The 15,062-nt window shown below is 49.2% G+C and carries 12 protein-coding genes; 10 read left to right on the forward strand and 2 right to left on the reverse strand.

The annotated features are described in order from the left end of the window. Positions 1–6 precede the first annotated feature (6 nt). From ACFOLF_RS22480 to ACFOLF_RS22490, 3 genes are all read left to right on the forward strand, one after another. Complete coding sequence (locus ACFOLF_RS22480; protein ID WP_210038652.1) at positions 7–849, forward strand: carbohydrate ABC transporter permease; 843 nt, start codon at positions 7–9, stop codon at positions 847–849. A gap of 52 nt (positions 850–901) precedes the next feature. Then, positions 902–2,269: an ABC transporter substrate-binding protein gene (locus ACFOLF_RS22485; RefSeq protein ID WP_210038653.1), complete on the forward strand. Its 1,368-nt coding sequence runs from the start codon at positions 902–904 to the stop codon at positions 2,267–2,269. 257 nt (positions 2,270–2,526) lie between these two features. Further along, a complete protein-coding gene (locus ACFOLF_RS22490) occupies positions 2,527–3,567 on the forward strand; it encodes a LacI family DNA-binding transcriptional regulator (protein WP_210038654.1) in 1,041 nt (346 codons plus the stop codon). Positions 3,568–3,709: 142 nt separating this feature from the next. Here ACFOLF_RS22490 and ACFOLF_RS22495 read toward each other — a convergent pair whose 3' ends face one another. Beyond that, positions 3,710–4,060, reverse strand: coding sequence for a helix-turn-helix domain-containing protein (locus ACFOLF_RS22495; RefSeq protein ID WP_210038655.1), 351 nt, complete (start codon positions 4,058–4,060; stop codon positions 3,710–3,712). A 169-nt stretch (positions 4,061–4,229) separates the two neighbouring features. Here ACFOLF_RS22495 and ACFOLF_RS22500 point away from each other — a divergent pair, with 169 nt between their 5' ends. From ACFOLF_RS22500 to ACFOLF_RS22515, 4 genes are all read left to right on the forward strand, one after another. Then, a complete protein-coding gene (locus tag ACFOLF_RS22500; protein ID WP_210038656.1) occupies positions 4,230–4,688 on the forward strand; it encodes a hypothetical protein in 459 nt (152 codons plus the stop codon). Between the two features lie 11 nt (positions 4,689–4,699). After that, positions 4,700–5,047, forward strand: a complete 348-nt coding sequence (locus ACFOLF_RS22505; RefSeq protein WP_210038657.1) for a LytTR family transcriptional regulator — start codon at positions 4,700–4,702, stop codon at positions 5,045–5,047. Positions 5,048–5,326: 279 nt separating this feature from the next. Beyond that, positions 5,327–7,285 carry a PrsW family intramembrane metalloprotease gene (locus ACFOLF_RS22510; protein WP_379219522.1) on the forward strand — a complete coding sequence of 653 codons (1,959 nt, stop codon included), beginning with the start codon at positions 5,327–5,329 and terminating at the stop codon, positions 7,283–7,285. Between the two features lie 99 nt (positions 7,286–7,384). Beyond that, positions 7,385–7,714: a hypothetical protein gene (locus tag ACFOLF_RS22515; RefSeq protein ID WP_210038658.1), complete on the forward strand. Its 330-nt coding sequence runs from the start codon at positions 7,385–7,387 to the stop codon at positions 7,712–7,714. Positions 7,715–7,919: 205 nt separating this feature from the next. Here ACFOLF_RS22515 and ACFOLF_RS22520 read toward each other — a convergent pair whose 3' ends face one another. Then, entirely contained in the window at positions 7,920–9,125 is a 1,206-nt protein-coding gene (locus ACFOLF_RS22520) for a YibE/F family protein (RefSeq protein ID WP_210038659.1), read from the reverse strand. A 178-nt stretch (positions 9,126–9,303) separates the two neighbouring features. Between ACFOLF_RS22520 and ACFOLF_RS22525 the strand changes: the two genes are divergently transcribed. From ACFOLF_RS22525 to ACFOLF_RS22535, 3 genes are all read left to right on the forward strand, one after another. Then, positions 9,304–10,383 (forward strand): HupE/UreJ family protein, encoded by a 1,080-nt coding sequence (locus ACFOLF_RS22525; RefSeq protein WP_379113486.1) that lies wholly within the window; start codon positions 9,304–9,306, stop codon positions 10,381–10,383. A gap of 157 nt (positions 10,384–10,540) precedes the next feature. Further along, complete coding sequence (locus ACFOLF_RS22530) at positions 10,541–13,609, forward strand: S-layer homology domain-containing protein (protein WP_210038660.1); 3,069 nt, start codon at positions 10,541–10,543, stop codon at positions 13,607–13,609. A 77-nt stretch (positions 13,610–13,686) separates the two neighbouring features. Beyond that, positions 13,687–14,880 carry a HupE/UreJ family protein gene (locus tag ACFOLF_RS22535; RefSeq protein WP_210038661.1) on the forward strand — a complete coding sequence of 398 codons (1,194 nt, stop codon included), beginning with the start codon at positions 13,687–13,689 and terminating at the stop codon, positions 14,878–14,880. The last annotated feature ends 182 nt before the right edge of the window (positions 14,881–15,062 follow it).

Below are 15,062 nucleotides of genomic sequence, written 5' to 3' on the forward strand. Positions count from 1 at the left end.
ACAACTATGAATGGTGGACACAAGAGCGGCGCCGCTGGAACCGCATTGAAATATTTCCTGCTATGCGCGGTCTTCCTGCTGTTTGCGGGGCCGCTGGCCTGGATGCTCTCAACCATGATGAAGACCAAAGCCGAGACGTACAAGGTTCCTCCCGCGCTGCTGCCGGAGCAGTTTACCTTCGAAGCGTTCGAGCGATTATTCGCCATACAGCCCTTGATGTGGAAGTGGATTCAGAATTCGTTCACAATATCGATTTTCGTCGCGGCGGGGGCTGTCATCTCCAGTTCCATAGTCGCTTATGGATTCTCAAGATTCCGGACAAAATACCGGGACAGGCTGTTTCCGATTGTACTGATCACCTTAATGATTCCTCCTTCCATCATGATGATTCCTTCGTATGTTTTATTCGCGAAGCTGGGCTGGATCGATACCTGGCTGCCGCTGATCGTCCCCGCCTGGCTGGGGGGAGCGTATTATATTTTCTTGTTCCGGCAGTTCTTCCTGACGATACCGCAGGAGCTGGATGAGGCGACCTATCTCGACGGCGGCAATCGATGGACCGTCTATGCCAGAGTCATCATGCCCTTATCCAAACCAATCATCATTACGACGATCATTTTCGCTTTCGTCAACTCATGGCTCGATTTCCTCGGTCCGTTCCTGTATATCAAGAACAGCGAAATGTTCACGCTCAGCGTGGGGCTGCAGCTCTTGATCGGACAGACCAGCCAGGATTTCCCGGCGCTCGCCGCCGGAGCCTTCATAAGCATCATCCCGATCGGCCTGCTCTACTTCTTCGCGCAACGGTATATCGTTGAGGGGGTGGTGCTTACGGGCTCCAAGGGATAGCTCCTGTTAGGCTTCTGCTTGTTTTCTACATTATGTTAAAGGGGAACTGACTATGAAAACGAAGAGCAAATGGTTGTTCAGCGCTATGATTCTGGTGTTAACGATGGCAATTGTCATAACGGGATGCGGAAAAAGCAACAACACCGGCGGCGAAACAAATTCGGCCAATAATCCTGAAACGGGCGGGAGCAGCAATGCCCCATCCGATGAGCCCGTAACGATCACGTACTCCCAGTGGGGAACAGCCGAGGAGCTACAGCGTACGCAGGAGCTGCTGGATAAATTCACGGCAGCCAATCCGAACATCACCGTCAAGCTCGAAGGCAAGGACTGGGCCAGCTATTGGGATGGTCTGACGGCCAACGCTGCGGGCGGAACGCTTCCGGATGTCTTGAAAACAAGCTATGCATATATTGATAAATATGCTGACCTCGGAATTTTCAAAGAATTGGACGGCCTGCTGTCGGAGAACTCATTCGATCTTAGCAATATCGATGACAGCCTGCTTGGCCTGCACAAGTATCAGGACAAGCAGGTATCGCTCCCGATTGATGCCAATGTTATTGTATGGTACTACAACAAGGCGCTGTTCGCGGATCCCAAAACAAATCCGAAGGGTGCGGCTGTTCCTACCCTGGAGCCGACCTGGGATGAAATTGTCGATATCGCGACCAAGATGACGCTGGACAAGAACGGAAAAAGCGCTGACGACCCCGGCTTTGATTCCAAAAACATCGTGCAATGGGGCTTGTCCTTGTCCCCCGGCTCGTCCATGGACTGGTTCCTGGAGCCGGAATTGTGGTCGAACGGAGCCAAGTTAGTCAATGACGACGATACGCTTGCGCTCGATACGCCTGAAGCGCAGGAAGTGCTGAATTTCTTCATCGATCTGACCAAGAACAAGAAGATCAACACGACACCTGCCCAAATCGAAGGACTTGGCGGCGATGTGAACCTGACACTCACGACCGGCAAGGTCGCAATGAATCCGGGCGGCAGCTGGAACACCACCAACTACCAGGAAGCCAAAATCGATTACGGCATCTCGTTCCTGCCTAAATTCAAAACGAACCAAACCGTTGTTCAGCCTGCCGGACTTGCGATCAGCGCGAGCACCAAGCATGAAGAGGCTGCCTACAAATTGCTTGCCTGGCTGGCCGGTCCTGACGGACAGACAGAGCTTGCGAAGCAGGGCTATTCCATTCCGGCCAACAAAGCGGCAGCGGATGCCTATGTTCAAACCGTGGGAGAAGCGAACAAGATCTTCCTCGACGCCCAGCAGTACGGCATTGTTTCGCCATTTACAGCCAAGAAGACCGACCTTGTATGGACTTACGGCGAGCAAGCCTTGAAGCTTCCGCTCTCGGGCGAAGGCGACCTTCAGGCGGCGCTAAAGGATCTGGCTTCGAAAATGCAATAGTGCAGCAGCGTTGAGACCAGGCATACGTATAAGCCAAATACAGGACAAGCGTGAACGCGCTTGTCCTGTATTTTTCCGTATGGAAGACGGCATTAACCGTATCTTTACTGGGAACGGTCTTTAAATTCTTGACTTACTCCTGCAAGAACTATAAAATTAGATTTGCCGCAAATTATTGTTGAGTGACTAATAATTGCCCCAACAAAGTCCGGGCTCGGTTCTATTAGATATGGTTTTGTGAAAAGAGGAATGGGAGAATGGCTAAACTGAAAGATATCGCGGAGCGGGTAGGTGTATCCATTTCAACCGTTTCGCGGGTTATGAAGAACGATACGAACCGTTCGGTCAGCGATGAGACACGCAAAAAAATATGGGAAACCGCTGAACAAATTGGCTACAAAACATCCCGGCCGGCCAAGGTAAAGAAAAATGAGCCCAAAAGCACGTATCATATTGGCTGCGTTGTGGCGATGCCTCAGAACAAGTATAATAATCCGTATTTCTCGGTTATTTTGGAAGGAATTGAGAAGGCGCTTACCGAAGCGGGAATGCGTCTTGAATTTGTATACAGCATTGAGAAGCAGTCGGATATCGAGCAGCTGAAGTCGCTTGTGAAGGAGCATCGGATCGACGGCATGCTTGTGGTCGAGCGTATCGACGGAGAGGCTTATCAATGGATCAAGGCCAATGTGCGGAATATTGTCGGGGTGGATATATCGGATAAGGATGTGCCGGTTGTCAGCTATGACCGCGCCGCCGCAGCGAAGGAAGCCGTCAACCATCTGATTGAGCAGGGCCACCGGCAAATTGCGTATATCGGGGGAGCGGAGCTCGATGATAATTTCCGCGATGAGAAGCGTTTCCTCGGCTATCGGAGCGCAATGCAGGAGGCGGGTCTGACGGTCCACGATAACTGGGTTATCGATGTGAAATGGGATGTTTCCTTGAGCTATGAGCTGACGAAGCAGGCGTTTGAGAATAGCGCGCATACGCCGACCGCTATTTTTGCCGCGAGCGATATGATGGCCATTGCCGCGATGCGCGCCGCCACGGAACGCGAGCTCAAAATTCCGGATGATATCGCTTTTTTTGGCGTCGATAATATTGAAATTTCGGAATTCACCTCGCCGCCTTTATCGACCATTCATGTGCCCAAGCTGGAAATGGGCATGTTCGCCGCCAAGCTGCTGCTGGATTATATGGAAAATCAGTATCCCCTTCCGGTCAAAATGATTATCCCCTACAAAATGATGCTCAGACATTCCACAAGAAGCAAAATAGAACGCGATGCCCGGTAGAAATGGCATTCGAACAAAGAGCAAACAATAAGAAATCCCCTCAGCCCATGATCGACAGGGCGGGGGGATTTGTCGTTTCTAACGTTGCAGGAAGGATGAGCTTTTCGTCCACTGCACCAAGGATGGCGATATCCGCTACTCCTCAGCCTTTATGATCATAACGCTCGAAAATCTCCAGCAGCACATTTTTGGCCGTATTGAGATCGCGCGAATCGCGATTTTTCAGCATGGATAAAATCTCCTTGAGGCGGGACTCGCTTTCCGCAAGATCCTCGTATTCCCGGACATAGGAGAATAAATCAGAAACGCCAACATGGAGCGCCACTGCGATTTTTTCGAGATTAAGAATGGAGATATTTCGCTCCGCTCTTTCAATAAACCCGATATAACTGGAATTAAACCCGGCCAATTCGGCCAGAGCCTCCTGGGATAATCCTTTGGATTTTCGAATGTCCCGGATTCTCGCGCCCACCAGCTTAAGGGTTTCCGACATAATGACTACACCTCTCTTCTGCTAAAAGTGTAGTGAAATATAGCAAGCTTCATAACATACCGATAATAAGTTTTTTGGATAAATAACTACTATACGGTAATAAAATGGTGTATAATGACAGGACATGACGGAATAATCTTACTTTTTCCGATTTCGAAAAGAGGCTGGCATGGCAGAGCGACTGGATGAATCGTCCGTATTGTCCCACAGCTTGTTGTTGAATCCTCAATACTGGCATGACACCTCCCGGCGGTATATGGAGAGTGCGCTCATTTTCTGGAATAACGGAATGGCGGAGCAAAGCCTGACGGTTGCGGTTATGGCTGTTAATGCCATGCTGCGGGCTTACTGCCTGAAGGTGGACGGGAAGCTTCCGGCTGCTTCGCCGTCCCTCGACGATGTTCTGATCAGTCATGTCCAAATCCTCACAGGCGTAAACGTGAATATTGAGCTGCTTTCTAAATTCGGCTATCTGCCCGGTCATGGAATGACCCATCAGCTATCGCAGGAGCAGGCGAGAGCTGTATTGGAGCAAATCGACGTGTACCTGCTGCGGCTGTCGCCAGATGCAGCAGCTGCGGGCGCTGAGCCGTACAGCCTGGTTTTTGCAGAGTATCGACACGGTTAAGGAGCAAACCTATGCACGTTCCTGTTAAAGATGTTTATGGCAATCTGCGATTTATTCATATTTCCCGGGACACGGTGTTTCTGCAAACGGACCCTGGCGGAAACCTGCTGTTTCATGGGAATCAGGAGGTATACCGGTCAATCCGGAGTGTGGAGGAGTGGGCTTCCTTGCTGAGCAGGGCGGGCTTCCTCCGTGTGGATCGGGGGACCATAGTCAACCTGAACAAAGGATGGCTGTTCGATCCTAAATTGCGTGTGCTGAAGCCGCAGAGCATGAAGGACGATTCAATTCTCATTCCGGTGGCAGGCAAATTGATTCCTGAACTGAAGCAAGTTCTGGGCGGGGAACCCTGGGCTTGACGGATGATACTATCCGGCTAAAGAACGAGAGGCCTCATTCCAATCAGGAATGAGGTCTTATTTTTGCTGTCTTTCTTTTACCTTCCATTCAATTGGGGTAATCATTAGTATTTGCTCATATTGGCCTGGCCCTATTGCAAAAAAGCATACAATAGTGGGCATAAGCTGCTGTGAAGGGAGGAGAGTATAACGAATACCATCTGGCAAATCCGCACCGGAATCCGGGATTGGCTGGAGGCGGTTTACCGGTTATGTAAAGGCTGGATCGCGAGGTATCCCTTGATCCGTACGGCATATACGGTTTTTTCATGGGTTTCGCTGGCCGTGCTTCTGCTCAGCCTGATTTTCTTCGAAGAATCCCGCAAGATGATGGTCCAGTATTTATGGTCTTTTTATGTACTGCTGCAGTTCTGGGTCTTGTGCCGGGGCAAAACGCTGCCATGGAAACCGGCTGCTGCGTTCGTAATGGCGGGTGCCCTCTTCGTGGTGCCGTTTACGGCCCTTACGGTCAATGCTGTTCATGCGGTTATCGGAGGGCGAACCTCGGACACCTGGTCGATGGCGGTTCTGACACCGGTCGTGGAGGAAGCGTGGAAGCTGATTCCACTGGGAGTCTTTTTGCTATTCTCGCGGCGTGCCTCGGCCCTCAGCCTGAGCGATTATACGCTGATTGGAGCCGCATCCGGCACGGGGTTTCAGCTTGTGGAGGAGCTGTCCCGCCGCTGGGCCAACTCCGGGATCATCTCGGACACTTACGGCTACAGCTATACCATGTTCGGCGGGGAGACGATCCATTGGGATTTCTGGACGCTGTTTCCAGGACGCTTCGAGGAGAGCTTCCTGCCATCCATGATGACGGTCAGCCATCCCGTACATACGGCCATGATCGCTCTCGGCTGCGGCATTGCCTACCGTCTCCGGACCCGGCTGAACAAGTGGATTTTCGTGTTTCCCGGGCTGCTTCTGCTATGGGCGATCCTGGATCATGCCGCCTATAATGGACAATACGGGCTGCCCGGCTGGTTGCTGCATATCCACGATTGGACTGGCAGCGGCTACAAGACGAAGGATGTATTTCTGCTGATGCTGGCAGGTTCGCTGGTCGCCGATTATTGGACGCTTAATCAGGTACGGAGCAAGCTCCCGCTGCTTGCGCAGGAGTCCATCATCAACCCATTCTCCGAAATATGGAATATGGGCGAAGCACTCTTCCGCAGGAACGGCAGGTTCGCTTATCTGATGGGATTTTACCGGGAGCGGCGGGAGCTTGGCTTCATTTTACGCTATGGCAATGAGGAAGCGTCAGGCAGAGAAGACCGGGTCCGGGAACGGATGAAAATATTCCTCGGGGCGGCGGCGGGGCTTGCAGTGGTGCTGCTTGTTGCGGGGTTGTGGGCAGGAATGGAGGCGTATGCTTCGGGAGGCTCGGGTGATGCCTGCTTCGCCTGTCTGTTCGATTCCCTGCAGAACTGGTGGGACCGTCTGAGCGGATTCGAGAAAGGCGCGATTATACTGGGGGCGCTTGCGCTGTCCCTGCTGTTCTTCGAGTTCTGGCCGGCGCTGGGCATTGCGCTGACGATTCCCGGCATTGCCGGTAGCGGGCATGAGATTGCCAGCGATATCCGCGATCCCAAGCGGCTGCTGACGCCTGAGAATGCCATCGCCGCAGGTCTGGCCATCCTGCTCAGCCGAATTCCGTTTGGCAAAGCCCTCGAATGGGCGGCGAAGAAAGGGCGCAAGCCGATACAACGCATCCTCGACAAGCTCAAGCGGCGGAAGCCTGACGGGCATGAACCGGAACAACCACCGAAGAAAGACGGTGCCGGCGGCCATAAAACCGATGATCCTGAGCAGGATAAAGGCAAGGATGAAAATAAATCCGACGAAGAGAAGGACGATACAACCGCAGCGGCAGGGAAATCGTATCATGAGGTCGAAATTGTCGACCAACGGGGCAACCCGGTCGGCGAGTTCGATGGAATCGATTTGGATAAGGGTATTTTCATTGAAGACAAGACAGCCAAGGGGCTGGATATTATCAATCCAAGGACCGGCCTGCCGGCCCAGACGCCGCAGCAGTTCGCCGATAAACAAATCCTGGCGAAGACCCGCAACCGCATATTGAATATGCAAACCAAAGCGGTCGCTACCCGTCCCACTGCCCATGGTTCAGCGGAGGTGCCGTCACTTGAGGAGATCAAATCAATCCGTCAATTCGTTTTTCCGGCTGGATGGTGATACGCCTGCGCTCAGAAGCGCCGTGGAGAACAGTCTGAACCAGCTGAGGACGGAATTTCCGGATCATACATTCAACGTTCTGTTTAGGGGGAAACCATAATGTCCATTAGCGCTTTTATACCTGAGCCTGAAAATGAATTCGAGCGTTTCTTTAACGTGCCGGTCGCAACCGAGGCTTTTTTCCAGGAATGCTGGGAGCCTGCCGTGAAGGCGCTCGGGCTGCAGTGGGTGCCCGTTTTCTCATCCGGCATCGATATTACCAAAGAGGACCTGCCCGCCGTGCTGGATGAGCTGGAGCGCTTGAAGCAGTGGGCTGAGCAGGAGCTGAGCGGAGAGCGCCGCGGACAAATCCTTGTCCGGATTGAACGTCTTGCGGCAGAGCTGCCGAAGGCGCTGGAGCGGGATGGGGCCGTTGTGTTTATTGGGTGAGTTAGGGGATGACAGGCGACTGCGGAACGATTTTCAAAAGAGTGCATACCCAGAAATTGGGAGAAGCGTTTCATAAGTAAGTAATGAAGAAGTGTTGGCCAGTAAGGTGCCAACGCTTCTTTTTTGAATTTGGGATAGCTATTGAGAAAAAGAAACCCGCTCAGGAAAAGGCGGGCTAAAACAGCCGCTCTGCCCTGCACCAATCTCACACTTCAGAGGCACGGGTTACCGTCGTTTTTGCTAGTTCCCTATTCAATGCAGCCTTCTTCTCGAAATTAGGAATAATTCTTGATGAAATAAAAGCAACGATTGGAACAGTCAGAACAACGCCGAAGCATCCGGTTAATCCTTGAATCACTTCAATGGTCACCGTATTCATGTTGGTCAATTGTGTGAAGGATGCCTTAATCGCATAAAGCACCATAAGCGAAGCAAGTGTAGTACCCGTAAGGGCAAGAATAAGCGTGTTAGCCATTGTTCCCATCATATCCCGGCCTACATTGATGCCGGATTTGAATAATTCTCTCTTGGTCAGATTAGGATTAGTCATATAGACCTCGTGAACAGAAGCCGCAATAGAGATAGCCACATCAATGATGGCGCCAAGGGAGGAGAGCAATATTCCTGCGAAAAGCATCCCGCCCAGCTGCATACCCGTTTCATCGGCGATGGTGATCAAGACATCCACCTCTGCAGTATTATATCCTGAAATATGGGTTAAATTTCCAAAAATATAGGCCAGAGCCGCCGAAATAATTACTCCACAGATCGTACCTAATATAGCCGACCAAGATCTCGCAGTCCAGCCGTTCAATAATGTCAGGGTGACAAAGGTTGCTAGAATAACGATCAGCGCGGACGCCAGAAGCGGTGAATAACCTCGATAGAGCATCGGGATAAATAAATAGAATACGCAAGCAAAGGTGAAGACGATGCCTAATACAGACATTAACCCTTTTCTTCCGCCAATCCACCACAGCAGGCCAAAGAATAGCAAAGCCATACCATACAGAATCGGGGCTCTATAATAGCTGTACACTGAAATGATATAGTAGGTGGGACTGGCAGTATCAATGTCAACGATAATGGTCTGCCCTTTTTTGGCAACAACATTTAAATACACACTAATATTATTTGTGATGGTGTGAATTTCACCTTTATGCTCCCCGGAAAGAATTTTAAGCTCCAATTCCTGAGATCCATTATATAAATTCCCCCTGCTGGGCTCTCTTTGCAAATCCTCACTAATGACTCTTAATACCTTTGCTTTTTCGAATTTTTTGGAAGCTGCACTGTTTCCCGACTCATTATGCTTTGTTTCGGGAGCCTGATTGAATGCATACATCGATAAAGAAATGGCCAGCAATACCGCAATGAAAAGAATAACTCTTGCTTTCTTTGACGCCAACATAGTCTACCTCCATACATAGTTGTAACTCTGAATAAGCAAGATTGATTATACCAGTGAATAGCATCCTATAAACTTGCTTTACACAAACAACATAAAGCAACTCTTTTCACTTGATAATATTTAGAAGATAGTATTATGAGGCGATAATTTCTAAAACAGCTATCAGGAGGACTTGAAGTTGAAAACAAGATGGATTTTATTGATTGCAGTATCTATCATTATGTTTGGTATATGGGTGCCTGTTTCGGCTGCGCATGGCAACATCAGTGTAGCTTATTCGGATATCTCGATGGAGAAAGGCATTATAAAATACGTATTCCAGCTTGATATGTACGACATGATAGCAGAGGTAAATCTGGATGACCCGGACATAAACCTATCGACGCAGGAAGTTTTGAACCGCTTCTACAGCAAGTATCATGCGGAAGTGGCAACAGATTTGCTCTCCAAAATCGAACTATATGCGGATAATCTGCCGCTTAAAGGAAAACTGACACAGTTTCGTTTTATAGAAAAGGAGGGTGAGGCGCAACCGTTTGCGGAAGTGGTGCTGGAGTATCCGGTTAGAAATGTACCCAGGCAGTTGGCATTGAACTACAACGTGGTTTTTGAAAGGGATCAATGGCACGTAAATTATGTCAACCTGCATGTTGACGAATTACAAAAAACGGCTGTATTCATTACGCAGCTTCATGAATTGCAAGTGGGCCAAATGAGTTTGCAATATGCGCTAAAGCAGTTTTTTTTGATCGGTCTGGAGTATTGGCTAACGGCTGTTGAAGCTATTTTGTTCCTATTGGCGCTTCTCATTGGCTGTAGATCCGTGAAACAGTATCTTATGGTTGCAGTTATATTTGCGGTCGCTCTTTGTTTAACGCTGATCCTTGCCGGACTGCATATCCTGGTGCTGCCTGACCGTTTCGTTGAATCTCTTATTGCGCTTAGTATTCTCTATATCGCCCTGAATAGTCTATTTAATAAGAACATGAAATACCAAATAGGGCTGGCAGGCGGATTTGGTTTGATCCACGGCTTCGGATTTGCCGAGGCGGTGTCCGGAATGAGAGTGGATGGTGGGCATTCTGTGTCTTCTCTGGCAGCTTATAATGTAGGAATTGAAACCGGCCTTCTGCTGCTTGCGCTGATCCTTTATCCCATAATCCATTACTTACACAAAATCAAGCGGGGGATTCCAGCGCTCCTTACAGCAATTGCGCTGTTTGGACTGGTATGGTTCATCATAAAGGCCTATTTGTAATTCCGCTATTTGCACACTGGGCATATTTACATATTTACATATTGTTCATTTAATCATGCGTTTTATTTAATAATTCTAGACTATATTGGAGCAGTCGCTCTTATCGCCGGATGTAGGGTTAAGAGCAAACAAATCTATTTAAGAGGTGATTTTTTTCATGTTGAAGAAGTTCAGTCAGAAGGAGCAGCGTTTCTACAAGATTAGTATCATTGCTTTATCGATACTAATTGTAATCTCTCTGCTTCCTTCGGCAATCCCGGGCTTTAAAGGAAAGATAAGTCCTGTAAATGTTGTTCAAGCCGCTGACATTCCTTACGCAATCGAGAACGTCGCGCTTAATCCCGGAAGAAATGAGACCGAGTTGAACTTCACGTGGCTTTCGCCAGGTCAACCCGCTGCCAGCATCGTTCAGATGGCGAAGAAGGCGGATATGACGGGCAGCGTTTTCCCTGCTGGTCCTCAGGTAGTGACCGTTACAGGAAAGGCGGAACCTGCAACGACAGTTACAGACTCTGTTTATTATTCCAACAAAGCTACAGTCACAGGCCTTACTCCCAAAACAAAATACGTATACCGTGTAGGCGACGGCACTGACGCCCACTGGAGTCCGGTTTACGATTTTGCCACTCAAGATCCTACTAACTACACCATCATGTTTGTTGGAGATCCGCAAATCGGTGCTGGTGGCGACGTATCTAAAGATACAGCCGGCTGGGCAATGACGCTGAAGCAAGCGACCAGCATGTTCCCCAACTACAGTTTTATTATGTCGGCAGGGGATCAAATTGAAAATAGATCCGCTGAAGGACTGGCATTAGAGTATGACGGATTCCAAAGTCCTGACGTTCTGAAAAGCTTGCCTCTAGCAACGGTTGTGGGCAATCATGATGTCACGAAAGACTACGAGTATCACTATAATGTACCAAATGAGTCAGATAAAGGTACTATGAAAGATGCTCGTAATACGACTCTTGCCGACCCTTCCTTCGGTGGCGACTATTACTACACCTATGGTGACACATTGTTCATGGTATTGAATACCAATAATTCGAACGGCGCCGAGCACGCACAATTTATGCAAGAAACAGTAGCGAAAGAACCGGACACGAAATGGAGAATCGTTACCTTCCATCATGACATTTATGGCGCTGGTAAAAACCACTCCACTGAGACGTATGTTCTTAACTTGAGAGCAGCACTTTTCCCAACGCTTGACGCTCTTGATGTTGATATGATTTTCATGGGTCATGACCACTCCTACATTAGAACCGTTGTAATGAACGGGGATAACATTCAAGGAAGACAACTCGTGGACAGCCAGGGAAGAGATGTTAATCCGAACGGCAACACGTACATTACAGCGAACTCGGCAAGCGGAAGTAAATATTATGAATTGAATACCACCCCTGAGAGATATTCGGCTTCCAGAAGCCAGCTTCATACGCCGACCTTCTCTACGATCAGCATAACCCCGAACAGCATCTCGGTTGACACGTTCCGTTCGGATACGTTGGACAAGCTCGATACTTACGGTTTTGTAAAAGAACCGGAAAGCGTAAAAGTTTATGCCAAAGAAGCACTACAACCAGATACGAACTCGCAGTTGGATTATTATTACGCAATGGCCAATGCCAATGCTGTGAAACAGTTGGATACTGCATTCAACTATGACAGCACGAAAATCAAATTCGTGAAAGCTGAATTGGTTAACGCGGATACTGGCACCTTTGATGTCGATACAGCTACCGCTGGAGTGGTGAATATCAAGGCAGATCTTGCAACGCCATTCCGTTCCACAGTGTATGGGCAGTATGAGGATGTCATCAAGCTCACTTTCGAAAAAATGGACAAGCAAAATTCTGGAAAAGCGTCCGTGCAGCTTGCAAAGTCTGCTCTTACTACCGAGAATAAACATGCCGAAACTGCATCTACTGTAGAAGTTAATACGGCTGATATTATGGTCGGAGTTCCGACTACAGGAGTTAAGCTGGATAAGACTGAGATTAATTTACTCAAAGGTGAATCGGCTCAGTTGACTGCTACTGTTAACCCCGAGAATCCAACAAACAAAACGGTTAGCTGGACTTCAAGCAATGGGGCGGTAGCAACTGTAGATCCAACAGGTAAGGTAACTGCAAAAGCTGGAGGGACAGCCACAATTACGGTAACGACAATTGATGGCGGCTTGAAAGCAACAAGTGTGGTTACTGTGACAGCTCTGGTAACCGGAGTTGAACTGGACAAAACTGCTCTTGATTTGCAGGAAGGCGCTTCGGCTCAACTGACTGCGACTGTAAAACCTGAGGATGCTACGAACAAAACAGTGAGCTGGACATCAAGCAGCACTTCGGTTGCTACTGTAGATTCAAATGGTAAAGTGACTGCCAAAGCATCAGGAACGGCTACAATCACAGTAACGACGGCTGATGGCAGCTTCAAAGCAACAAGCAAGATCACTGTATTCGGTTCGACAGGAACACCGTCGACAGGTACACCATCAACCGGAACACCATCGACTGGTACACCGTCAACCGGAACACCATCAACAGGTACACCATCGACAGATACGCCATCGACCGGAACGCCGTCGACTGATACACCGTCGACTGGATCACCTTCAACCGGAACGCCATCGACAGGTACACCTTCAACAGGTACGCCTTCAACTGGCGGCAATGGTAGCACGACGAATCAATTTAAAGACGTTCCTGCCGGATATTGGGCAGCAGCAGCAATTAATGACCTGGTATCGAAACAAATTCTCAACGGTACGAGCGGCACGACGTTTGAACCTCAACGCAGCGTGACACGCGCCGAGTTCACAGCGATGCTGGTAAGAGCCTTGGAGCTTACAGAACAAAGCACTGTGAAATTCACAGACGTGAAAAGCGGAGACTGGTATGCGGATGCAGTTGCCGCAGCCGTGAAAGCGGGAATCGTTCAAGGAACGAGCGCAACGCAATTCGGAGCCAACGCAAAAATTACGCGTGAGGAAATGGTAACGATGCTTATGCGCGGATACGAGAAGCTGCATGGCAAACCGTCGGTAGACGAAAGCGTCAGCTTTAAGGATCAAGCTAAATTCTCGTCATGGGCAGCAGCTTATATTAAAGAAGCAGCGGCGCTCGGCCTGGTTGGCGGACGCGAAGAAGGCGTATTCCAGCCTGCTGGAATCACTACACGCGGTGAAGCCGCTCAAGTCATCTTTAATCTTTTGAGCAAATAAGCGTCTTATCGTAATAGGTTAACAGGGATGCCGTTCTTATGAACGGCGTCCTGTTATCTTTACAGGGAGGATATACAATGTTCCGTATAAACACCGCTGTCCGATTTTCTATTTGCATTGTGGCCTTGTTGGCCCTTCTTCTGATACCCATTGAACACCAGGTGGATGCCCACGCATACAGCGCCGGCTACACGGCGTTGAATTTGACCAAATCGAATATCGAAATGACCTATGCGCTGGATGAGCTGTCTGTGATCGAACTGGCCGGCGGGGATACGAATAAGAACGGCAAGCTTGAAGAGGAAGAATTTGCTGCAATTAAAGACGGGCTTACGGCATTGTTCAAGGAAAATTTAAAGCTGCAAATTAACAATGAAATCAAAGATTGGACCCAAATAGAAAGCTTTGATATGGAACAAAAAGGGAGTGCCGCCAATGCGATCCTGAAGGTTGTCTTTCCGCCCGCAACTGCATCCGAGCCCATTTCCTTGACAGATAATCTGTACGTGAACGATTCCGTCACCAACTATGTTAATTTAGTTACGATTAACTACGGCAGCCAAAAAAGCACATCGGCTCTATCCGGCAAATACCGGGATTGGAGCATGCAGCTGACCGAGAAAGACTATGCCGGTCTGCAGCAGGATGCGCTGGTCCAGCAAAACAGCGGCAGCGGGCAAATGGACGAGCCGCAGGAAGAGGAATCAAGCCCGTCGGAAGTCATGTCAGGCTGGTATTCATTCTTTACACTGGGGATCAACCATATATTATCCGGATACGATCATCTCCTGTTCCTGTTTTCACTGCTCATCGCAAGGCAGAAGTTCAAGCAATATGCGGCCATGATCACTGCATTTACGATTGCTCACAGCATTACGCTGACGCTTACGGTATTGGGAATTATTAATGTATCCCCAAGCATTGTCGAGCCTGCGATTGCGCTCAGCATCTGCTTTGTCGCGGTAGATAATATTATCCGCAAACAGGTCAGTCACCGCTGGGTGCTGACGTTCTTCTTCGGATTAATCCATGGAATGGGCTTTGCCGATATTTTGAAGGAAATGGATCTTCCGCGAAGCCAGCTGGCTGTGGATCTGATCAGCTTTAACCTCGGCATTGAAGCCGTTCAGGTAACGCTGGTCGCCATTCTGCTGCCGCTGCTTATGATGCTGCACCGCTGGAAATTTTCAAGGCGGACCGTTATTGCAGGCTCGTCGCTTGCGTTCATGCTGGGCGGAATCTGGCTCGTTCAACGAGTATTTCTTGGATGAATCAGCCCAGCCTCCTAACGGCAGGCAAAGGGCATTACAATCACCGACCCAGGTAATATGAGATGCACCTCATAGGACAGACGTTGAATAACTCTCCGGTTCATTCGACATCTATTCCAAGGGGTGTATTTTTTTGCGGACTTTTTTACAACTCTCACAAACTTCTGCAACAACTAGAGTGT

Origin of the sequence: Paenibacillus sepulcri, assembly GCF_042647105.1 — a bacterium.
In the GTDB taxonomy this organism is placed as follows: Bacteria; Bacillota; Bacilli; order Paenibacillales; family Paenibacillaceae; genus Paenibacillus_Z; species Paenibacillus_Z sepulcri.

Coding starts and splice junctions, on each gene's coding strand:
- ACFOLF_RS22520 (WP_210038659.1), bottom strand. CDS start 9,125: ATGTTGGCGTCAAAGAAAGCAAGAGTTATTCTTTTCATTGCGGTATTG.
- ACFOLF_RS22535 (WP_210038661.1), top strand. CDS start 13,687: ATGTTCCGTATAAACACCGCTGTCCGATTTTCTATTTGCATTGTGGCC.
- ACFOLF_RS22500 (WP_210038656.1), top strand. CDS start 4,230: ATGGCAGAGCGACTGGATGAATCGTCCGTATTGTCCCACAGCTTGTTG.
- ACFOLF_RS22515 (WP_210038658.1), top strand. CDS start 7,385: ATGTCCATTAGCGCTTTTATACCTGAGCCTGAAAATGAATTCGAGCGT.
- ACFOLF_RS22505 (WP_210038657.1), top strand. CDS start 4,700: ATGCACGTTCCTGTTAAAGATGTTTATGGCAATCTGCGATTTATTCAT.
- ACFOLF_RS22485 (WP_210038653.1), top strand. CDS start 902: ATGAAAACGAAGAGCAAATGGTTGTTCAGCGCTATGATTCTGGTGTTA.
- ACFOLF_RS22480 (WP_210038652.1), top strand. CDS start 7: ATGAATGGTGGACACAAGAGCGGCGCCGCTGGAACCGCATTGAAATAT.
- ACFOLF_RS22530 (WP_210038660.1), top strand. CDS start 10,541: ATGTTGAAGAAGTTCAGTCAGAAGGAGCAGCGTTTCTACAAGATTAGT.
- ACFOLF_RS22495 (WP_210038655.1), bottom strand. CDS start 4,060: ATGTCGGAAACCCTTAAGCTGGTGGGCGCGAGAATCCGGGACATTCGA.
- ACFOLF_RS22490 (WP_210038654.1), top strand. CDS start 2,527: ATGGCTAAACTGAAAGATATCGCGGAGCGGGTAGGTGTATCCATTTCA.